The organism is Ruania halotolerans (assembly GCF_021049285.1).
Classification (GTDB): Bacteria; Actinomycetota; Actinomycetes; order Actinomycetales; family Beutenbergiaceae; genus Ruania; species Ruania halotolerans.
In genome coordinates this window covers 329,809-350,277 of sequence record NZ_CP088017.1, presented here as the reverse complement: position 1 = coordinate 350,277, position 20,469 = coordinate 329,809, and the positions used below count along the sequence as shown (strand labels likewise).

General features: G+C 67.7%; 15 protein-coding genes. 7 read left to right on the top strand and 8 right to left on the bottom strand.

The genetic code is table 11. The features are described 5' to 3' along the window. Positions 1–54 precede the first annotated feature (54 nt). Complete coding sequence (locus LQF10_RS01565; protein ID WP_231065757.1) at positions 55–1,530, top strand: sulfatase family protein; 1,476 nt, start codon at positions 55–57, stop codon at positions 1,528–1,530. A gap of 69 nt (positions 1,531–1,599) precedes the next feature. Here the strand turns inward: LQF10_RS01565 and LQF10_RS01560 are convergent, their stop codons facing one another. Further along, complete coding sequence (locus tag LQF10_RS01560) at positions 1,600–2,925, bottom strand: multidrug effflux MFS transporter (RefSeq protein WP_231065756.1); 1,326 nt, start codon at positions 2,923–2,925, stop codon at positions 1,600–1,602. 186 nt (positions 2,926–3,111) lie between these two features. Between LQF10_RS01560 and hrpA the strand changes: the two genes are divergently transcribed. The 4 genes from hrpA to LQF10_RS01540 all read left to right on the top strand — a co-directional run bounded on the left by hrpA (position 3,112) and on the right by LQF10_RS01540 (position 9,846). Beyond that, a complete protein-coding gene (gene hrpA / locus LQF10_RS01555; RefSeq protein ID WP_231065755.1) occupies positions 3,112–7,437 on the top strand; it encodes an ATP-dependent RNA helicase HrpA in 4,326 nt (1,441 codons plus the stop codon). Between the two features lie 76 nt (positions 7,438–7,513). Next, the gene (locus tag LQF10_RS01550; RefSeq protein ID WP_231065754.1) at positions 7,514–8,023 is read left to right on the top strand and encodes a SprT-like domain-containing protein; all 510 of its coding nucleotides are present in this window, start codon (positions 7,514–7,516) and stop codon (positions 8,021–8,023) included. A gap of 90 nt (positions 8,024–8,113) precedes the next feature. After that, entirely contained in the window at positions 8,114–9,166 is a 1,053-nt protein-coding gene (locus tag LQF10_RS01545; RefSeq protein ID WP_231065753.1) for an intradiol ring-cleavage dioxygenase, read from the top strand. Positions 9,167–9,249: 83 nt separating this feature from the next. Continuing rightward, complete coding sequence (locus LQF10_RS01540; RefSeq protein ID WP_231065752.1) at positions 9,250–9,846, top strand: protein-L-isoaspartate O-methyltransferase family protein; 597 nt, start codon at positions 9,250–9,252, stop codon at positions 9,844–9,846. A gap of 18 nt (positions 9,847–9,864) precedes the next feature. Here LQF10_RS01540 and LQF10_RS01535 read toward each other — a convergent pair whose 3' ends face one another. After that, positions 9,865–10,608 (bottom strand): anti-sigma factor, encoded by a 744-nt coding sequence (locus LQF10_RS01535; RefSeq protein WP_231065751.1) that lies wholly within the window; start codon positions 10,606–10,608, stop codon positions 9,865–9,867. Then, positions 10,605–11,198, bottom strand: coding sequence for a sigma-70 family RNA polymerase sigma factor (locus LQF10_RS01530; RefSeq protein ID WP_231065750.1), 594 nt, complete (start codon positions 11,196–11,198; stop codon positions 10,605–10,607). The genes LQF10_RS01535 and LQF10_RS01530 overlap by 4 nt, the downstream gene beginning before the upstream one ends. A 188-nt stretch (positions 11,199–11,386) precedes the next feature. Between LQF10_RS01530 and LQF10_RS01525 the strand changes: the two genes are divergently transcribed. Then, positions 11,387–11,872, top strand: coding sequence for an NUDIX hydrolase (locus LQF10_RS01525; RefSeq protein ID WP_231065749.1), 486 nt, complete (start codon positions 11,387–11,389; stop codon positions 11,870–11,872). Between the two features lie 151 nt (positions 11,873–12,023). Further along, positions 12,024–12,632, top strand: coding sequence for a hypothetical protein (locus LQF10_RS01520; protein WP_231065748.1), 609 nt, complete (start codon positions 12,024–12,026; stop codon positions 12,630–12,632). Positions 12,633–12,964: 332 nt separating this feature from the next. On the opposite strand, the gene LQF10_RS01515 is transcribed toward LQF10_RS01520, so the two are convergent. From LQF10_RS01515 to LQF10_RS01495, 5 genes are all read right to left on the bottom strand, one after another. Next, on the bottom strand, positions 12,965–15,829 hold the full coding sequence (locus LQF10_RS01515; protein ID WP_231065747.1) for an FAD-binding and (Fe-S)-binding domain-containing protein: 2,865 nt from the start codon (positions 15,827–15,829) through the stop codon (positions 12,965–12,967). Positions 15,830–15,989: 160 nt separating this feature from the next. Next, positions 15,990–16,886 carry a carbohydrate ABC transporter permease gene (locus tag LQF10_RS01510; protein ID WP_231065629.1) on the bottom strand — a complete coding sequence of 299 codons (897 nt, stop codon included), beginning with the start codon at positions 16,884–16,886 and terminating at the stop codon, positions 15,990–15,992. Continuing rightward, on the bottom strand, positions 16,879–17,838 hold the full coding sequence (locus LQF10_RS01505; protein WP_231065630.1) for a carbohydrate ABC transporter permease: 960 nt from the start codon (positions 17,836–17,838) through the stop codon (positions 16,879–16,881). The genes LQF10_RS01510 and LQF10_RS01505 overlap by 8 nt, the downstream gene beginning before the upstream one ends. Next, positions 17,835–19,127, bottom strand: a complete 1,293-nt coding sequence (locus tag LQF10_RS01500; protein WP_231065746.1) for a sulfatase family protein — start codon at positions 19,125–19,127, stop codon at positions 17,835–17,837. Before LQF10_RS01500 ends, LQF10_RS01505 begins: the two co-directional genes overlap by 4 nt. Continuing rightward, positions 19,124–20,437 carry an ABC transporter substrate-binding protein gene (locus LQF10_RS01495; RefSeq protein WP_231065745.1) on the bottom strand — a complete coding sequence of 438 codons (1,314 nt, stop codon included), beginning with the start codon at positions 20,435–20,437 and terminating at the stop codon, positions 19,124–19,126. The genes LQF10_RS01500 and LQF10_RS01495 overlap by 4 nt, the downstream gene beginning before the upstream one ends. Positions 20,438–20,469: the final 32 nt, after the last annotated feature.

The window sequence follows — 20,469 nt, the reverse complement described above, 5'->3', positions numbered from 1 at the left end:
GATGGCCCGCACCGCGACGTGTACCCGTCGATTGGCGAAGGAAAGGACGTACCGATGCCGAACCGGCGACCGAACATCCTGATGATCCTCACCGACGACCATGCCTCGCACGCCGTCGGCGCCTACGGCTCGGTGGTGAACACCACCCCGCAGATCGACCGGATCGCCGCTGCCGGCTGGGTGATGGAGCATGCCTACTGCACCAACTCCATCTGCACCCCGAGCCGGGCCTCGATTCTCACCGGTACCTACTCCCACGTGAACGGGGTGACCACCCTCGCCACCCCGATCGACAACCGCTTGCCGACCTTCGTCTCCCAGTTGCGGGACGCCGGGTATCGCACTGCGATCTTCGGAAAGTGGCACCTGGGCGAAGGAGAAGGGCACAACCCACGCGGGTTCGACGAGTGGGAGGTCCTCTCCGGCAGCGGCGGTCAGGGCGAGTACGTCGACCCGTTGTTCCTCAGCCCCGATGGTGAGCGGCGCCGCGAGGGGTACGCCACGGATGTGATCACCGACCTGGCCCTGGAGTGGCTGGATCGCCAGCACGAGGAGGATCCGGACGCACCCTGGTGTCTGTTGGTACACCACAAGGCACCGCACCGGCCCTGGGAGCCGGACGAGAAACATGCCGGAATGTACTCAGACCCGATCCCGGTGCCCGCCACGTTCACCGACGATTACGACACGCGCGGGCTCGCGGCGCATCGGGCGGCGATGCGGATCGCCGACCACCTCACCCGGGAGGATCTCAAACAGGACCCACCGCAGGGACTGACCTATGCAGAGGCGGCCCTGTGGAAGTACCAGCGGTATATGGAGGACTACCTCGCGTGCGTGGCCTCGGTGGACGACAACGTCGGGCGGCTGATCGACCACCTCACCGACCGTGGCCTGTTCGAGGACACCCTTCTCACCTATGCCTCGGACCAGGGCTTCTTCCTCGGTGATCACGGGTGGTTCGACAAGCGGTTCATGTACGAGGATTCCATCCGGATGCCGATGCTGGTCAGCTACCCGGCGGCACTGCCTGCCGGGCGGCGCAGCGAGCGGTTCATCACGAACGTCGACCTGGCCCGCACCTTCCTGGAGGCGGCCGGGGTGGAGCCGCATCCGGGGATGCAGGGCGAGAGCTTCTTCACCGATCTGCGCGAGGAGTTGCCCCCGCCGCAGGATCAGGCGTTCTACTACCGCTACTGGGAGAACGACGACGGCGCGCACAGCGCACTCGCCCACTACGGGATCCGCACGCAGCGGTACAAGCTGATCTACTTCTACAACGACGGGCTCGGCCTGCCCGGCACCCGGCAGAACGTGTTCGCTCCGGAATGGGAGCTGTACGACCTCGAGCGCGATCCGGACGAATTACACAATCGCGCGCTCGATCCGAAGTACGCCGAGGTGCTCAGCGAGCTCAAGGAACGGCTGGCGTTCGAGCAGGCGAAGGTGGGGGATGAGCCGTACGTCCTTGCGCACGACGGCGAAGGGTCGCCGTGGCCACGCCGCAGGCCTCCAGAGTCAGTCCGGTAGGCAGGCGGAGCCGGCCATGTCGGCAGACAGGCAGCCGGTCAGACAGGCAGAGACCGCCAGGCGGCGAGATCAGCGGCGAGCTGCGTCCGTGCTCGGCTGGGGCGTCGCCGCCGGCTCCGCGGCTGCGACGCTCGGCGTCGGCCGGTCGGCCGGCTGAGCAGTCCTGGTCAGGTCCAGGCCCTGCTCGGTGCGCCGCCACTGGCGCCGCACGGCGATCAGCAGCACAGCAGAGATCGTGATCACCGCGAACATCACCCCGGCCATCGCCGCCGCGGTGCCACCGAACAACCCGCTCACGGGAGAGATGAGCGCGCCCATCACGAATCCCATGGCGCCGTTCAATGCGGCGGCCGAGCCTGCTCGGTGACCGTTGTGCTCCAGCACGATCGCCGGCACCGACGGCAGCACGAAGCCCACGGTGCCCAACGTCGGCACGAGCAGCGCCAGCAACGGCCAGAAGCCCTCACCTTCGCCGACTGAGAGTGCCACCACGAACAACGCCAGGGCGAGCACCCACCCGGTCGCGATGGCCACGGTCACGATTCGCTCGGGCCGGATCCTGCGTACCAGCGCGCCATTGATCTGCGATCCAGCAGTCACGGCCAGTGCCCCTGCGCCGAAGATGTAACCGAATTCGCTCGCGGTGAGCCCGAAGCCCTCCTGGAAGACGAATGTTGAGGAGGAGACGTAGGTGAACATCGCGCCCATGAAGAAGGCCCCCATGAGCACCGCGCCGATGTAGGACCAGTCCGTGGCCAGGGAGCGGTAGGAACCGAGTGCTGCCTTCACTCCGGTACTGCGCCTGAGCTCGCGCGGCAACGACTCCTTGAGGAAGACGCCGGCCACGATCAACAGCAGCACCCCGAACCCGGCCAGGACCGCGAACATCATCCGCCAGTTCCCGAACAGCAGGATCTGCGCGCCCAACGTCGGCGCCAAGATCGGAGCGACCCCGACCACCAGCATCAACCGGGAGATCACCGTGCCGATGCCCATGCCGCCGAACCTGTCCCGCACCACCGCCAGGGCGAGGACCATGCCTGCGCCGCCGGTGAGTCCTTGCACTACCCGCAGCGCCGTCAGTATCTCCACATTCTGCACGCCGATGATGGCAAGCGAGGTGAGCACGTAGACCGCCAAGGAGATCAGCAGCGGCCGCCGCCGGCCGTAGGAGTCCGAGAGCGAGCCGATCACCAGCTGCCCGACGGCGAGCCCTGCCAAGGTCGCCGTCATGGTGAGCTGAACCTTGGCCTGGGAGGTCTCCAGATCGGTGACGATCTCGGGGAACGCCGCCAGGTAGAGGTCAATGGTCAGAGGTCCGATCGCGACGAGCGCGGCCAGCAGCAGCACGAAACCGAAACCGAGGCGCTCCCGGGTCGGGGCAGGGGAGGTCATGAACGCAGCAACAGCGACCTTCGCTCACCTGTTCCCATGTCGGCGAAGTTCGCGATCAATCGGCCTGTGGTACCGGTCACACTTGGCAGATCGGGACCCAGCAACCGCTGCCCGGGAAATGGTGCTGACACATCAGGGAGAATGGGCCGAGCCCGTGCCAACTCCGAACCCGAGCCAGCGAAACGAGTGAGCGAGACCACCCCCCGCCCAGACCGGGAGCGCCGCGACCAGGCGCCCCGACGCCGTCGACCCCGCGGGAAGCCCCGGCGTAGCGGCCAGCCCACTGACCGCCCTGGTGACCAGAAGCGAAACCCCGGCAGGCCGCGCCAGGGCTACCGGCCGCCGTCGCCGGAAGTCATCGCCCAACGGGAGGCCGCACTCCCGCCGATCTCCTACCCCGCTCAGCTGCCGGTCAGCGCACGGGCAGAAGACATCGCCGCCGCCATCCGGGACCATCAGGTGGTGATCGTGGCGGGGGCCACCGGGTCCGGGAAGACCACCCAGATCCCGAAGATCTGCCTCGAGCTGGGTCGCGGCATCCACGGCACGATCGGGCACACCCAGCCGCGCCGGATCGCCGCTCGCACAGTGGCCGAACGGCTCAGCGAAGAACTCGCCGTAGAACTCGGCGGCGTGGTGGGCTACCAGGTGCGGTTCACCGACCAGGTCTCGCCGACCACGCTGATCAAGGTGATGACCGACGGGATCCTGCTCGCCGAGATCCAGCGGGATCCGCTGCTGCGCCGGTACGACACGATCATCGTGGACGAGGCGCACGAGCGGTCCCTGAACATCGACTTCCTGCTCGGCTACCTGCACCAGCTGCTCCCCCAGCGGCCCGACCTGAAGGTGATCGTCACCTCCGCCACGATCGACTCCGAGCGGTTCGCGGAGTACTTCGCCTCGGCCATCACGCCAGCGAGTGCGGCCAATCTCGGCCATATCTCAGCAAATGAGCGAGAAGGGCCGCACTCACGCCAGGGGCGGGTGCCGGTGATCGAGGTCTCCGGGCGTACCTACCCGGTGGAGGTGCGGTACCGGCCGCTGGTGCCCGATCTCGAGGACGAGAGTGCCACCGGCACGGATACCCCCGACGGCGGAGCCCCCTCTCCCACCCCCTCACCGCCCGTCGGTGCTGGCCATGCAGAGGACGCCATCGACCAGTCCACCGGTATCTGCCTCGCCGCGGACGAGCTGATGGCCGCCGGCCCCGGGGACATCCTGGTCTTCTGCTCCGGTGAGCGGGAGATCCGCGACGCCACCGACGCGCTCGCCAGCCATCTGGGACACCGGTACGTCAAGGCCGGGATGGTCAGATCCTCCGCCCACGCCCCCGACGCCGTCGAGGTGGTGCCGTTGTATGCGCGCCTCTCGTCCGCCGAGCAGCACCGGGTGTTCGAGAAGCACACGGTCCGGCGGATCGTGATCGCCACGAACGTGGCTGAGACGTCTCTGACGGTGCCGGGCATCCGGTACGTGATCGACACCGGCACCGCCAGAATCTCCCGCTACTCCAATCGCACCAAGGTGCAGCGACTGCCGATCGAACCGGTCAGCCAGGCCAGTGCGAACCAGCGCGCCGGGCGGTGCGGGCGGGTGGCGGACGGTATCTGTATCCGGCTCTACTCCCGCCGCGACTACGACGGCCGCCCGGAGTTCACGGAGCCGGAGATCCTGCGCACCTCGCTGGCCTCGGTGATCTTGCAGATGGCTGCCGCAGGGCTGGGTGAAATCACCCGGTTCGACTTCCTCGACCCCCCGGACTCCCGCGCCATCCGGGACGGCACCCAACTGCTGCATGAGCTGGGCGCGATGGACACCACGGGGCCGGAGACCCGGTTGACGACGACGGGACGCCAGCTCGCCCAGTTGCCGATCGATCCCCGGATGGGCCGGATGATCGTCGAGGCAGCGAAGCAGGGGTGCCTGCGCGAGGTGATGATCATCGTGGCCGGCCTGTCCGTTCAGGACGTCCGCGAGCGCCCGGCCGAGGCCCAGCAGGCCGCCGACGAGAAGCATCGCCGGTTCGCTGACCCCACCTCGGACTTCCTCTCCATCCTGAATCTGTGGCGGTACCTGATCACCCAGCAGCGCGACCTCTCCTCCTCGGCGTTCCACCGCCAGTGCAAGGCCGAGTACCTGCACTTCCTGCGGATCCGGGAGTGGCAGGACGTGCATTCCCAGTTGCGTCAGATGGTCAAGCACCTCGGCCTGCCGCTGGGCCACGAACGCCACGACCCGAGCGAGCAGACCAAGGAACAGGCTGACGCCAGGGCAGACGCCATCCACATCTCGCTGCTCGCCGGGCTGCTCTCCCAGATCGGCTCCTGGGACGAACGCCGCCGCGAGTACACCGGCGCACGCGGCACGAAGTTCGTGATCTTCCCCGGCTCGCACCTGGCGAAGAAAAACCCGGCGTGGGTGATGGCCGGTGAACTGGTGGAGACCTCCCGGCTGTTCGCCCGCACCGTCGCACGGATCAAACCCGAGTGGGCCGAACCTCTCGCCGAGCACCTGATCAAGCGGGTGCACGCGGAACCATTCTGGTCGTCCAAGCAGGGCGCGGCGATGGTCAAGGAGAAGGTGCTGCTCTACGGGCTCCCGATCGTTGCCGAACGGCCCGTTCCGCTGGCGCGCGTGGATCCGCACACGGCCCGGGAGATGTTCATCCGCCGCGCCCTGGTGGAGGGCGACTGGCGCAGCCGGCACGCCTTCGTCGCGGCCAATGCCGAATTGCTCGCCGAGGCCGAGTCTGTCGCCGCCCGCGAGCGCCGGCACGATCTGCTCATCGACGATGCAGGCATCTACGACTTCTACGACGCCCGCATTCCCGCCGAGGTCACCACCGCCCGGCACTTCGATTCCTGGTGGAAGAACACCCGTCGCGATTCCCCCGACCTGCTCAGCTTCACCATGGAGCTGCTCATCCCCGAGCAGGAGGGGCTCGATCCGGATGCCTTCCCGGACACGTGGCGTCAGGGTGATCTCACGTTGCCGCTGAGCTATCAGTTCGAACCGGGCACCGAGAGCGATGGCGTGACCGTGCACATCCCGATCGCCGTGCTGCATCAGGTGCGCCCGGACGGGTTCGACTGGCTCGTCCCGGGCCTGATCGACGAACTCGTAGTGGCCACCATTCGCGCGTTGCCGAAGCCACTGCGCCGCAACCTGGTTCCGGCGCCGGACGTGGCCAGAGAGGTGGTGGCCCGGCTGCCGCCGTGGGCGGAGGTGGCACCGGCACCCGACGGCGCACCCGGATTCCTGGAGGCGTTCGCCAGGTGTGTGGCCGAGATGCGCGAGGTGACCGTGCGCGCCGACGATGTGGACACCGATCGGGTCCCGCCGCACCTGCGGATGACGTTCCAGGTACACGGGGAGCGCGGTGCCGTGATGGGCACCGGGAACGACCTGGCGCAGTTGCAGCGCCGGCTCGCCCGGGAATCCGCCGACGCCGTCCGTTCCGCCGTCCGGGGTGCGCTCAGTCAGGCCCGTGGCCCCGTCCCGAAGGACCGGGGTGAGCAGAGCGGTGACGGTGCCCCGGGCGGGCCGGCCGCACGGGTCAACGCAGCCGAACTGACGCCCGGCCTGGCTGAGGAAGCTGGGCTGACTGACTGGCCCGCACTCGATGTGATCCCCGCCTCGGTGACCTCCACCGGACCAGGTGGCCTCGAAGTTCGCGGTTATCCCGCACTCGTGGACGAACGAGTGCGGGACATTTCGGGTAAGTCTCAGCAGATGAGCGAAAAACCCCGCACTCGCGCGGTGGGGTTGCGGGTGCTGACTGACGCTGGGAACCAAGCGGTGGCGCACCGCGGCGGGGTGCGGGCGTTGCTGCTGCACCGGCTGGCGCTGGCCACGAACCGGGTGACCTCCCGGTGGAGCTCTGCGCAGTCGCTGGCGCTGGCCGCCAGTCCGTACCGGTCCACTGATGCGCTGGTCCGCGACCTGCAGCTGGCCGCCATCGCCAGCCTCACCGCCGAGGCAGATCTGGCCGCGCTGCGCCGTCGGGAAGATTTCGAGCAACTGGTGACCAGGCTGCGCCATGGCCTGGAGGACGAAGTGCACCGGCTTGCCGTGCTGGCAGCAGAGATCCTCACCATCTCCCGGGAGCTCGACGGCTGCATCAAGGCGACCACCTCGATGGCCCTGCTCGATGTGCTCACCGACGTCCGCGACCAGCAGAAGGCGCTCATCCACGAGGGTTTCCTCCTCACCACACCCCCCGACCGGCTGGCCCACCTGCCCCGGTACCTACGGGCCGCCGTCGTACGCCTGCAGAAGGCGGCCGAGAACCCACGCCGGGATGCGGACCTTGCGTGGCAGCTGAGCGAACTGCAGGAGGCGTGGTGGGCGGCCGGGCGCAGCGCCGAGGGCGATCCGATCCGCATGGCTCGGGTGGATCAGGTGCGCTGGCAGTTGGAGGAACTCCGGGTGAGCTTCTTCGCCCAGCAGCTCGGCACCTCTGAACCGGTCTCGGCCAAACGCCTCCGCAAAGCGCTCGCCGAGGTGTGAGGTGCACGCGACGGCCGGTGTCAGAGGGCACGGATAGCGTGCACGACGTATTGATCGACGTGACCGGGCGGGAACTATGGACCTGAACACTGCACTGGAGCTGGGCCGTCAGCTGCTGAACGAGCACGGCCTCACCGAATGGCAGCTGAGGCTCGACTCCGCCCGCCGCCGGGCAGGACTATGTCGATACGACACCCGCACCATCAGCCTGAGTCGGCACTTGGTGCCGCTGCTCGATGACGACGCCGTCCGCGACACGGTGCTGCATGAGATCGCCCACGCGTTGGCCGGCCCACGCAGCGGGCACGGCCCGCGGTGGCGGCAGATCGCCGTCGAGATCGGGGCAAGTGGCCAACGCTGCCTTCCTGCGGACGCGCCCGCTCCCCCTGCACCGTGGGAGGGGTACTGCCGTGCGGGGCACGTGCACCAACGATACCGGCGCCCGACTCGCCCGCTGGCTTGCGCACGGTGCGCCCGCCGGTTCACACCGGAGCACCTGATCACCTGGCGATTCCACGGTGCAGAGGTCGATCTCGGGCCGCAATACGCCGCGGCACTGGCGCAGGTCCGGCAGCGAGCGAGGTGACACACTCCCAGGAGATCTTCAGTACCGTCCCAGGCCGCCCCCGGCTGCGATTCCTAGCGTGAGGCCATCGCCCACCACAAGGAGATCGCCATGACCCCTTTCGCGCAGTTGACCGCCTTCCGGAACCAGACCCCCGGCTTCGCTAGCCCGCCGCCCGCTCGACCCACCTACCAGGGCCGGGTGCTGCCGCACCCGGAGGAGGAGTTGGTCGATCAGGGGCTCGGGTTCGACGTCGTCACTGTGCTCACGAGGCGGCGGATGCTCTCGGTGCTGGGGTCCGGGGCGGCCGGGCTCGGACTCGCGGCGTGCTCCGCGGGGGCAACCTCCGACGCGTCAGGTACGCCGGACCCATCGAGCACGGGCGCATCGGGCCTGACGGAGATTCCCGAGGAGACTGCCGGACCGTACCCCGGCGACGGGTCGAACGGGCCCGACGTCCTCGAGCAGAGCGGCATCATCCGCAGCGACATCCGCTCCAGCTTCGGTGAGGCAAGCGGGGTTGCCGAGGGAGTTCCGATGGAGCTCGATCTGACCATTGTGAACCTGGACGACGGTGAGGCCCCCTTCGACGGGGTGGCCGTCTACGTGTGGCACTGCACTCAAGGTGGCGCATACTCGATGTACTCCGAGGGCATCACCGAGGAGAACTACCTGCGCGGGGTCCAGATCGCCGACGAGGAGGGTCTGGTGAGTTTCTCGAGTATCTTCCCGGCCTGCTACGACGGTCGATGGCCACACATCCACTTCGAGGTGTACCCCGATCAGGCGAGCATCACGGACTCGACCACCGCGATCGCCACATCCCAGGTGGCACTGCCGCAGGACGTGTGTGACGCCGTCTACGCCCAGAGCGGGTACGAGGCATCGGTGGACAACCTGGCCCGGGTATCGCTGGCCACTGACAACGTCTTCTCCGACGACGGCGGAGCCAGCCAACTCGCCACCGTCACCGGCGACCTCTCGTCGGGTTACGTCGTCTCGCTCACGGTCGGTGTGGACCCGACGACGGAGCCAGCCGCGGCGGGCGGTGGGGGCGCACCTCCCGAGGAGGGCCCGGCCGGCGGCGGTGAGCCGTCTGACGGTGGGCAGGCAGGCAGTGGGCAGGCAGCGGGCACCGGCTCTGGCACTGGCACTGGCGGCTGACCGCCGCACCCGGCGCGCCACGCAGGACCGTCTCATGCGCAGTACCGTCGAATGCAGAGCAATGAGAGTGGCGGTGAGCGAACATGGCGAGTCAGATCGACTCCGGCGATGGCGCCGCCATCGACCGCGCCTTTGACGCCATGCCGCGCACGCTGTTCCTGCCCCCCGAACAGCAGAAGGACGCCGGCGCCGACCTTCCCCTCCATCTGACCGAGGGCCAGACGTGCTCCCAGCCATCCACGGTCCGCTCGATGCTCGAGCTCCTCGACGTTCCCCAGGGCGCGGCGGTGCTCGATGTGGGCAGTGGCTCGGGATGGACCACCGCGCTGCTCGCACATCTCGTGGGTCCGAGCGGGCGGGTCGACGGGGTCGAGGTGCGACCTGCCTTGGTGGCGGCGGGCCGGCAGAATCTGCGCGCTGCCGCCGTACCGTGGGCAACGATCCATCGCGCACACCGGGATGTACTCGGCCGCCCCGAGGCAGGGCCATACGACCGGATCCTGGTCTCGGCGACGGCACCCCAGATTCCGGCCGAACTGCTCGCTCAACTCGCCGACGGCGGCCGCATGGTCCTCCCGGTCGGCACCACGATGACCGTGGTGGAGCGCACCGCAGAGACGTTCCGGAGCACACCCGCCGGCCAGTACCGGTTCGTTCCGCTGGTGCTCCCCGGCGACTGAATTCCTCCGGTCCGTCGGTCAGCTCCGTGCGAGTACCACGACGGGTTCGGACGATGGCACCTGGGATCCGCCGGGCGGTTCCACGGTGACGGCCACGCTGGCGCCGGCCGGGACGTTCGCCATCTCGGCCGTGGCAGTCCCATCGTGCAGATCCAGCACGTCGGCGGGCGCCGGCTCCGAGTCGACGATCATCCACAGCTGATAGTCCTGGTCGGTCAATTCGGGCAGACCGGCTGCCGCGAAGATCACCCGGGACCCGTCGTCGATCAGCGCAGCGGATCCACCGCCTGCCACGTCCGCCTGTGTCACCTGCGCCTGAGCGTCCACGAGTGAGTCGATCACGACCTCCAACTGTGCGTCGAGGCGATCGGCTCGCTGCCGCTCCTGCCACGCGAGGCCGGAGGGGATCCCCACCGCGACGATCAGGGCAGCGGCCACGGCCAGCCGTCGCAAGGTCACCCGGCGCCCCTGCCGGAGCCCACGTGTGCGGCGGTACTCGCTCTGGGACTGCCGTGCCCCGGCGTGGTCCGACCCCCTCGGGTCGACGGCGGCCACCTCGAGCAGCACCCGCTCACGCAGCGCGGCCGGGACAGGAGTGCGCTCGGCCTCTGCGAGTTGTGCGACCGCTTCGCGCAGTTCGGCCGCTTCCCGCGCGAGGTCAGGATCCTCGGCCAGTGCACGTTCCACCGCCTGACGTTCGACGTCGTCGACCGCATCAATTGCCCATGCCCCCAGCAGGGCACGCACCTCGTCGGTACTCACGTCGCACCTCCAGCCTGTTCGAATCCCAAGCAGTCGCGTAGGCGCAGAAGGCCGTCCCGGATCCGGGACTTCACCGTGGGCAACGCCGCCCCGCTCTCCTGGGCAACCTCCCGGTAGGTGAGGCCACCGTAAAAGGCACGTTCGACGGCGGTCCGCTGCCGGTCTGTCAACGTACCGAGACAGTTCTGGACTGCTCGGGCCTGATCGCGCCCCACCACCGTCTCCGAGACCTCATCGAAGGGCCGGTCGAACGAATGTGGGGCCATCTTCTCGGTGCGGTCCCGATAGGACTGCTCCGCACGCACCCGGTCGACGGCACGGCGACGAGTCAGCAGCGCCACCCACGCCGTCACCGGTCCGGACTCCGGCCGGTACCGCGCGGCGGTGCGCCAGACCTCGACCATCGCTTCTTGCGTCACGTCGGCGGCCAGATCGCGATCCCGCACGATTCGCACGGCCACGCCGAAGGCCAGGGAAGCGACGTCGTCGTACAGCGCAGCGAACGCCTCACGATCCCCGCCGGCCGAACGGGCGAGCAGCGCGGCCCGGTCCGCCGCCGTGAGCGGCGCTGGCGGGTCGGCGGCGGTCATCGCCCCAGTATGACCTGTCCGGGGACGCATCGACGGCACCACCGAGGCGGTGGGCGCGATCTCTGCGACGGACATGGGTGCTCACCGCTTCCTCCTGGGTTGTGGGATACAGGGAGTTCGGAGCGATCGAGGGCTTGGATGGCTCGGAGGGCCCGCGCGTCTCCTGCGCGGGCTTGTACGGTGCTCGAATGACGTCCCGATTCCAGGTGGTCCCGGCCGCGTACCTGATTCTGCAGCGGGGCGAGGAGTCCGATCGTGAGGTGCTGTTGCAGTACCGGCGCGGGACCGGGTACCGGGACGAGCACTGGGCGTGTGCCGCAGCCGGGCACGTCGAGGCAGGCGAGTCGGTACTCGCCGCTGCCGTTCGCGAGGCGAGGGAGGAACTCGGCGTCACTGTGGCGCCGAATGATCTGGAGCCGCTCACCGCGATGCATCGCACGCACGGTAATCACCGCGAGATCGATGAACGGGTCGACTTCTTCTTTGCCTGCCGGCGCTGGTCCGGCACGCCACGCACGATGGAGCCCGCCAAGTCGGCGGGGTTGCAGTGGTTCCGGCTCGACGCCCTCCCCGCTCCCGTGGTGCCGCACGAGGCCTGCGTCCTGCGTGCCCTCCGCGACGGCTCCACGGCGGCGATCCAGACCTACGGCTTCGACCGGCAGGACCACCGGTAGCGACACCCCAGGCGGTGGACGCCGCATGCTCGCACTCGTACTTCTCCCCCGTCCGGATGAGTCGGGATGGGTATTTCTCCCCCGCGCCGCCGATCGCACGCCCGGCCGCTTCCCCGTACGGTGGTGGCAGTCAACCAGGAGGGTGATCACCATGTCGTATCCACAGACTCCGCAGGACCCGAACCGGCCGCAGGACCCCAACCAGTCGCCGGCCGCGCCGGTTCCGCCCGCAGGTCCGCCGCAGGCGGCACAGGTCCCCCAGGCGGGGGCGGCATGGCAGGCCCCGCCCGCGGCACCCACGGCACCGACCGGGGGCGAATACGGCGCGTACGGGTCCTACGAGGGGCCCAGCTCTGACAAGCGGCCCGGCGGGGTCACCGCGGCAGCGGTGATGACCTGGGTGGGCAGCGCGATCCTCGTGGTGCTCAGCCTGATCATGTTCGGCGCCTCCGGCATGACCGATGAGCTGCAGGACGCAGGCGTGCCCAGCGAGATGGTCGACACCCTGCCCGTCATCGGTGGTGTGATGCTGGTCATCTCGATCATCGCGATCGTGCTCGCCGTCCTCGCATTCCGCCGCAGCAAGGTGGGCCTGTACGGCCTGATCGTGCTCGGTGCGCTCTACGTGATCCTGAGCATCGTGGGGATGGTCACCGGTGGCGGCGGTATGAGCCTGATTCCGATCGTCTGGATCGCGATCGTCTGTGCCTTGCTGATCAAGAACCGCCCCTGGTTCGACCAGCGGCCGGCCGGAGTCTGATCAACTAGCCGGTGAGCACCGCGTGACCAGCACTGACTGAGTCGTTCGGCGAGGTGCCGGGCCCTCTCGCTCCCTTCTGGGAGCGGGATGGGTCCGGCACTTCTCACGTTAAGCCCAGTGCAGTCTCTCGCGGTGTTCAGTTGCGCTCGATGGGCGTGCTGGCGGTCCTCATCTGCGGGGTGCGGGCCGGGCCGGTTCTCCGTGTGATCCACCAGATGTGCAACAGGCCCCAGTGAGGCGAGCGCACGTGCGGACTCCCAGGCGGAAGCGCGCGCGGTCGCTGACTACCGCCCGCCCGGCCCACCGAGGGAGAAGACCGGGCTCGAGCCGCGTCACACCGGGCGGGTGAGGCGGGCGAGCACTTCGACGACGTGCTCGTACTCGCGCCCCGTCGCACGAGACATCCCCATCTCACAGGTGCGGTTGCACGAGGCGTAGCTGTCGAACATTCCGTCCGCAGCCTCGATGGCACCAATCTCCTCCGCCTCGGCCTCGGTGGCGCCGGCAGTGAGCTCCGGGTGCAGCATGCCCCGGTCCCCGGCGAACCCGCAGCACCCCCATGACGGCGGCACCGTCACCTCGCGGGCGACCGCACCGGCCACCGCCTGCAAGTCACCGCCCGTGCCCAGATGCTCAGTGGAACAGGTGGGGTGCAGCACCAGGGTGTCCAGCTGCACAGGCACGTCGAGACGGGGAAGCACCTCGCGGCGAACAAAGGTCACGGCGTCCAGCACCTCGATCTCAGACCATAGGGTGGCACGCACCGGGTCAAGGTGGGCGGCCAGGTCGGCCAGGCCGTGCGTACATGAGGCGGCGTCACAGACCAGGGGCAACCGGCCGCCGTCGGTGGCGGCGATGACCGAATCCGCGACGCGGGCGGCCATCGCATTCTGCCCGTCGGTGAACCCCTTGGACGCCCACGGCGTCCCGCAGCACAGTTCGTCGATCCGGTCCGCGAGCATCACATCGAGGCCGGCCCGCTCGCACACCTCGAGGAACGCAGCCGAGGCTCCCTCTCCGCCCGAGGCAGGGCCGAACATCGCGCCGGTGCAGGAGGGGAAGAACACAGCGTCGCCATGTGCCTGCTCGCTCTCGGTACCCTGCCTGGCCTCCCGGGCCGGTAGATCACTGCGGCGGCTGCCCGCACCGGGCAGATCTGCACCGACGGCGGGCACCAGCTCATGCGGGAGCACCCCCCGCAAGGCGGAGGTCAGACCACTGAGTACGGGTGAGGGCACGGCGTCGGCAATCCGCAGGCCGGTGCGCAGACCAGCGCTGACGGGACTCCATGCCCCGGCCACCGCTCCCCCGGCGCGTTGGGCGAACGGGCCGTGCTCGGCGGCGCGGAAGGACTTCATCACCGCTCCGGTGTCGATGTCCACGGGGCAGGCGCGGGCGCACAGGGAGTCCGCCGCACAGGTCTGCACGGCGTCATAGGAGTACGCGGATTCGATCTGGGACTGGGTGGCGGTATCGCCGGATGCGCCGGCCAGTTCGGCTTCCCGGAGCAGGGCGATCCTGCGGCGCGGCGTGGTGGTGGTGTTACGCGAGGGGCAGGCAGGCTCGCAGAATCCGCAGTCCACGCACCGGTCCACCGCGCCGTTCACGGTCGGCACCACCTTGAGGTTGCGCACGTGCGCGCGAGGATCATCATCGAGCAGCACACCGGGGGCGAGGATGCCGCGGGGATCGCACAGCCGCTTCACCTCACCCATCACCGCGTACAGCTCGTCCCCGAACTGACGGCGCACGTAGGCAGACATGATCCGGCCCGTGCCGTGTTCGGCCTTGAGAGTGCCGTCGGCGCCGAGCACCAGATCCACCATGTCCTCGGTGAATGCCTCATAGCCGGCCAACTCGCCCGCGTCGTCGAGGTTCGGGGTGATCATGAAGTGCAGGTTCGCGTCCCGCGCGTGGCCGAAGATCACGGCGTCGTCGTACCCGTATTGATCGAACAGGCCAGCCAGCCCGTGCACCGTGTCGGTGAGCGCCGGCGGGGGAACGGCGATGTCCTCGAGCAGGTTGGTGGTGCCGGGGCGGCGTGCTCCGGCCACTGCGGCGTACAGCCCCTTGCGCACCACCCACATGGCCGAACGTGCGGAGGCTTCGGAGGTGAACTCGGCGGCGACCCCGAGGCGCTTGAGCACTGGCCGGGCCGCGGCCACCTGGTCGGCAAGTTCACCGGCATCGGTGGTCTGGAACTCGATCAGGAGACCCGCATGGCCGGACACCTGGAGGTCCTTCATCTGTGCCGGTGCGGCCGGGAGTCGCTGTGCCACGCGCAGGGCCGCGGCATCCATGAGTTCGGCGGCCCGTGCGCCGGCTCCGAGCAGTTCCGGGAGGGCATCGGTCGCAGCCCCGGCGGAATCGAGCACCAACAGTGCGGTCGCATGTTCGGTGGGCACCGGAACGGTGCGCAGCACCACCGAGGCGATATATCCGAGGGTGCCCTCCGAGCCGACCATCAGATGAGCGAGAATCTGTGCCGGATCATCGTGGTCGAGGAATGCGTTGAGCGCGTAGCCCATCGTGTTCTTCATGGAGAACTGGTGCTCGATCACCGCCCGGAGGGCCGGTGTGGAACGGATCTGCTCACGTAGGCGCAGCAGCCCGTCATGCAGGTCCGGCTCTGCGGCTCGCAGCCGCGCGTCGGCATCCGCCTCGGCGGTATCTACCACCGTGCCGGTGGGCAGCACGAAACGGATCGAATCGAGCGTGTGATAGGCCGTGGCGGCGATCCCGCTGGTCATGCCGGAGGAGTTGTTCGCCACCACTCCGCCCACCGTGCAGGCGATCTCGCTAGCGGGGTCGGGGCCGAGCTTGCGGCCGTACCGCGCAAGCATGGCATTGACCCGGCGGAGCACGGCGCCCGGCGCGCACCGCACCCTGGCGCCACCGTCGAGCACCTCCACCTCGTCGAAATGGCGGCGCACATCGATCAGCACGCCGTCGGTGCCGGCCTGGCCGGAGAGGGAGGTGCCACCGGCGCGGAAGGTCACCGGCTGACCTGCGCGGTGGGCCGCGGTCAGTGCCGCCACGAGCTCAGGGAAGGTGGCCGGGGTGGCGATGGCGCGCGGGCGGAGCAGATAGTGGGAGGCGTCGTGCGCCATCCCGGCGAGATCCGCCGTCGCGGTGCTCCAGGCACCTGGGGCGACGGCGTCCCGCACCTGATCGAGTGGGGCGGCAGTTGCGGGCATGCCGCGAGCCTATCGAGGTCTGGATCCACCTCTTGACGCAGCAGTGCAGACAGCTGGAATGCGAGCCGAGAGCGAGGACGGAGTGCCCGGCTTCTCGGTTCTGTACTGGGTAAGTGAGAAGACGGGCACTTGGCGCGGTGGGGGCCGGTGGGAGGTGTGCCTATTTGCCTCCGGTGGTGGCGATGCCTTTGACGAGGTATTTCTGTCCGAGCATGAAGGCGAGGAACATGGGGATCAGGGAGACGATGGACATGGCGAACATGGCTCCCCAGTTGGAGCCGGAGGTGGCGTCGAGGAAGGATTTCAGGGCGACGGGGACGGTGTACATGTCGGGGGAGGTGAGGTAGATCAGGGAGGTGAAGAAGTCGCTCCACATCCAGATGAAGGTGAAGATGGCTGTGGTTGCTAGTGCGGGGATCATCAGGGGGATGAGGACTTGACCGAAGATGCGTGGGTGGCCGGCGCCGTCGATGCGGGCTGCTTCGTCGAGGTCTTTGGGGATGCCGCGGATGAACTGGACCATGAGGAAGACGAAGAATGCGTCGGTGGCGAGGAATTTTGGTAGGACCAGGGGCAGGAATGTGTTCACCATGTCGAAGCTGTTGAACAGGATGTACTGGGGGACCACGACGACGTGGAAGGGCAGCATGATCGTCATGAGCATGATCGCGAACCAGATGCCGCGTCCGCGGAATTTCAGTCGGGCGAAGGCGTAGGCGGCGAGGGAGCAGGAGATCAGGTTCCCCAGGATCGCTCCACCGACGACGATGGCGGAGTTGACCAGGTAGTAGTCGAAGGGGTGGGCTAGGGCGAACCAGCCTTCGGTGTAGTTCTCCAGGTAGAGCTCGTTAACCCATAGCCCGGGGGTGCGGAAGATGACCTCGGTGGGGCGCAGGGAGCTGACGATCATCCATAGCAGTGGGTAGATCATCAGCAGGGTCGCGCCGATCAGCACTGCATGCTTACCCAGACTGCGTGCCAGGGTGGCGGGCCCGCCCTCGCGTTTGGACGTTGCGGTGTCGATACCGCCGGAGATGTGCGTGCGGGTCTCAGTCATCGTAGAACACCCAGTATTTGGAGGCGAAGAAGTTGATCGCGGTGAAGGTGGCGATGATCAGCAGTAGCAGCCATCCCATCGCGGAGGCGTATCCCATGTTGAACCGGGTGAAGCCCTGTTCGTAGAGGTAGAGGGTGTAGAACAGGGTCGAGTCCGAAGGTCCGCCGGTGCCGTTGGAGACCACGAACGCCTGGGTAAAGGACTGGAACGCGTTGATGATCTGCAGGACCAGGTTGAAGAACACGATCGGCGATAGCAGCGGCATCGTGATCTGGGTGAACTTGCGCCAGCGTCCGGCCCCGTCCAGGGACGAGGCCTCGTAGTACATCACCGGGATCTGACGCAGCCCGGCGAGGAAGATCACCATCGGGGAACCGAAGGTCCACACGTTCAACAGGATCAGCGTCCATAACGCGGTATCGGGATCCGAGACGTATCCGGTGTTCGCCTCTACCCCCAGCAGCTGCAGGATCTGGTTCACCAGGCCGGTGGTGCCGAAGATCTGGCGCCACAGCAACGCGATCGCGACCGAGGAGCCCAGCATCGAGGGCAGATAGAACACCGACCGGTAGAACGCCAGCCCGCGCATGCCCTTATCGAGCAGCATCGCCACACCCAGAGCCAGCGCCAACTGCAACGGCACACCCACGAACACGTAGATGAACGTGACCTTCAACGACTGATGCAACCGCGAATCGGTCACCATCGCCTGCCAGTTATCCAAGCCCAGGAAATTCGGCGGCTGCAGCAACGCGTAATCAGTCAAGGACAAATACAACGACGCCAACATCGGCCCCAGGGTGAAAACGAACAACCCCACCAGCCACGGCAACAAGAACAGGTACCCAGCCCTGTTATCGCGCCCATTCTCCTTACGCCGCGCCGCCCGCTCCTGCGGAGTGAGAGCCTTACGGCCCCCACCCAGCTTGGACAGCTCAGAAATCGCACTCATCGCGACCTATTCCTGCCCGGAACCCGCTCTGGCGGCCGGATAGGCCCATGGAGCAGCGCGTCGTCCGTGGTGGCCATAAACTCATCCAGACGCTGCCGGAGCATGTTAGCGGTGCTGAGGTGTGCGGGCTCGTCGACCACATTCGCGATTTCATGGGGATCCGACCGGAGATCGTAGAGCTCCTCACGCGGCCTCACTGCGAGGTGTTCGTCTCCCATCCCCTGCCGCGTCCGCGAATCCTCAAGATCGGGTGGCAGCGCAAGGATAGAACGCTCCTCGAAGCTTCGGATGTACTTGAAGGAGTCGGTCCGCACTGCGCGCACTGGGTCGTAGTCGCTGTGATAGGTCTTTTCCAGATAGACCTCCTGGCGCTCTGGCGGGGTGCCATCGCTGAGAGAGCGCGCGACGCTTTGGCCCTGGACGTGATCGGGCACCGGAATCTCCAACAGCTCCAGGATCGTCGGAACCAGATCGACATGGCTCACCAGTCCGTTTTCCGTCCGCGGACCGTCACCCCGCCATATCGGGGGCAGCCTGACCATGAGAGCGACGTGGACACCCGGATCGTGCAGCGTGCTCTTCGCGCCTGGGAACGGGGCCCCGTGGTCGGTGGTGAAGATGACGATCGAGTTGCGGTCGAGATCGTTGCGAGCAAGAGCGTCGAGGATGAGCCCGACCCCTTGGTCAGCGGCGTGGATGGCGGAGGCGAAGGCTGCCAGGTCGCGTCGGGTGTGCTCGTTGTCCGGCAAGTAGGAAGGGACGTCCACCTGATCGGGCGGGATGGTCGGCGGATAGCGGTCCTCGGGCCAGTCGCGATGCGCTTCAACCATGCCGCAGACGAGCAGGAAAGGGTCGGCCTGCCGGTCCTGTGCGTCGAGCCAGGCCGAGGCCACTGACCCAACGTCCTGGGCCCACGCCTGATCCGGGCCGAGAACCTCCTCAAAACCCAGTCTGGTCGGATCACTCGACTCGTGCTGGAGACCGGCCAGCGCCGTGCGGTAGCCCTCGTCGGCCAGGTACATAGGCAGGGTTCGCTCGCCGTCGTTGAACTCCCAGCCGCGATGGGTCAGACCCTGCAATCCGTTGCTGTGGGGGTATCGGCCGGTCCAGAGCGAACCTCTCGCAGGGCTACACAGCGGGCTGGTGCTGAAGCATCGGGTGAAGAGGGTCGATTCTCGGGCCAGCGCCTCGGTGTGCGGAGTGTCCACTCGGTAGCCATAGGCCGAGAGATAGGTTCCGAGATCGTGCCAGTGAATGATGACGACGTTGGGGCGGTCGGCCGATGTCACGCCAGCTCCGCCGTCAGGGCGTCGAGGAAGGCCTGCGCACCGGCTTCGGGCGTGACGCGCTCGAAGAGCACGTCCTCCCCGTGACGACCGAGGATGCCGGGGTAGGCGCCGGCGCCGGCCGGAGGAGGCGGCGGTGGTGCGGACAGATCGGGCTCGCACGAATCCATGTACTCGAACACACGGGCGTCTGCTCCCGAGACGAGATCCACGATGGCTCCACGTACCTCACTGTTCGGAGGAGCACCCCGGTCGGCGAGAAGGATCTCTCCCGCCTGGGTGCTGTTGATAAGAAAGTCGACCAGTGTGGTGGCATCCTCCTGGCGGTCCGAGGTGGCCGAGACGCAGTAGAGCTGAGCCGGCCGGAACCACATCCCGAGATCCGCAGGGCGGCCGGTCCGGGTGGGGATCCGCAACAGCCGCAGCTCCCGCTGCATCAGGTCCTCGTACACGGTGAGGTAGTTCGTCGGGATGAACAGCATGCCCAGCTGCCCCTGAGCGAATAGCGACTGCTCGATCCCGGCCGAACCGTCCTCGAGCGCCGCCGAAGCCGAGGGTGCGATCTCCTCCTTCACGAGGAGTAACCACATCTCGTACCAAGCGCGCACCTGATCTACCGCGACACCGACGCCGGCTTCGTCGAAGACGGGGGCACCGTGCTGCGCGCAGTAGAAGTTCGCAGTGATTTGGTCACCCGCCTGGTAGGTCACGCCAAATGATCCGTCCGCGGAACCGTCGGTGAGCGCGCGACCGATCTCGCGGAAGTCCTCCCAGGTCCACGTCGTATCGTCGGGCATCTCCACACCCGCGTCCTCGAAGAACTCCGGGTCCACGAGCACTGCCTGCAGGCCGATACCGGCCGTCGCTCCGAAGAGTTTCCCATCGACCTGCCCCCCTTCGGCGGCACCATCGCTCCAGTTCTGGGTGCTGACGCCGGTGAGATCAGCCAGAGAGCCACGGTCAGCGTACTCACGGAGGTTCCACTCGTTCATCATGAAGACATCGGCTCCGCCGCCCCCGGCTGTCTGGGTGGCGAGCTTGTCGAAATACCCATCGAACCCACTGAACTCGCCTCGTACGTCGATCGAGGAGTACTCCGTCTCGAACGCCGCGAGCGCCTCCTGAGTGAGCTCAGTGCGCAGGTCGTCACCCCACCACGCGTATCGCAGCGATGCGGTGTCGGCATCTGGGGCGGAGCCCCCACCGGGGGCGGAACTCCCACCGCGACTACATGCCGAGGCTGAGAGCGCGGCCAGGCCGGCGAGTCCGAAGGCTTGCCGTCGTGACGGGCCCAAGTGTGCGTGGCGATCCATTGCTTCTCCTTCGAATGCTTCTGGTCGTGACG

Coding starts and splice junctions, on each gene's coding strand:
- LQF10_RS01530 (WP_231065750.1), bottom strand. CDS start 11,198: ATGACCGCCGCCGACCCGCCAGCGCCGCTCACGGCGGCGGACCGGGCC.
- LQF10_RS01515 (WP_231065747.1), bottom strand. CDS start 15,829: ATGCCCGCAACTGCCGCCCCACTCGATCAGGTGCGGGACGCCGTCGCC.
- LQF10_RS01505 (WP_231065630.1), bottom strand. CDS start 17,838: ATGAGTGCGATTTCTGAGCTGTCCAAGCTGGGTGGGGGCCGTAAGGCT.
- LQF10_RS01565 (WP_231065757.1), top strand. CDS start 55: ATGCCGAACCGGCGACCGAACATCCTGATGATCCTCACCGACGACCAT.
- LQF10_RS01520 (WP_231065748.1), top strand. CDS start 12,024: ATGTCGTATCCACAGACTCCGCAGGACCCGAACCGGCCGCAGGACCCC.
- LQF10_RS01545 (WP_231065753.1), top strand. CDS start 8,114: ATGACCCCTTTCGCGCAGTTGACCGCCTTCCGGAACCAGACCCCCGGC.
- LQF10_RS01495 (WP_231065745.1), bottom strand. CDS start 20,437: ATGGATCGCCACGCACACTTGGGCCCGTCACGACGGCAAGCCTTCGGA.
- LQF10_RS01510 (WP_231065629.1), bottom strand. CDS start 16,886: ATGACTGAGACCCGCACGCACATCTCCGGCGGTATCGACACCGCAACG.
- LQF10_RS01540 (WP_231065752.1), top strand. CDS start 9,250: ATGGCGAGTCAGATCGACTCCGGCGATGGCGCCGCCATCGACCGCGCC.
- LQF10_RS01560 (WP_231065756.1), bottom strand. CDS start 2,925: ATGACCTCCCCTGCCCCGACCCGGGAGCGCCTCGGTTTCGGTTTCGTG.
- LQF10_RS01550 (WP_231065754.1), top strand. CDS start 7,514: ATGGACCTGAACACTGCACTGGAGCTGGGCCGTCAGCTGCTGAACGAG.
- LQF10_RS01525 (WP_231065749.1), top strand. CDS start 11,387: ATGACGTCCCGATTCCAGGTGGTCCCGGCCGCGTACCTGATTCTGCAG.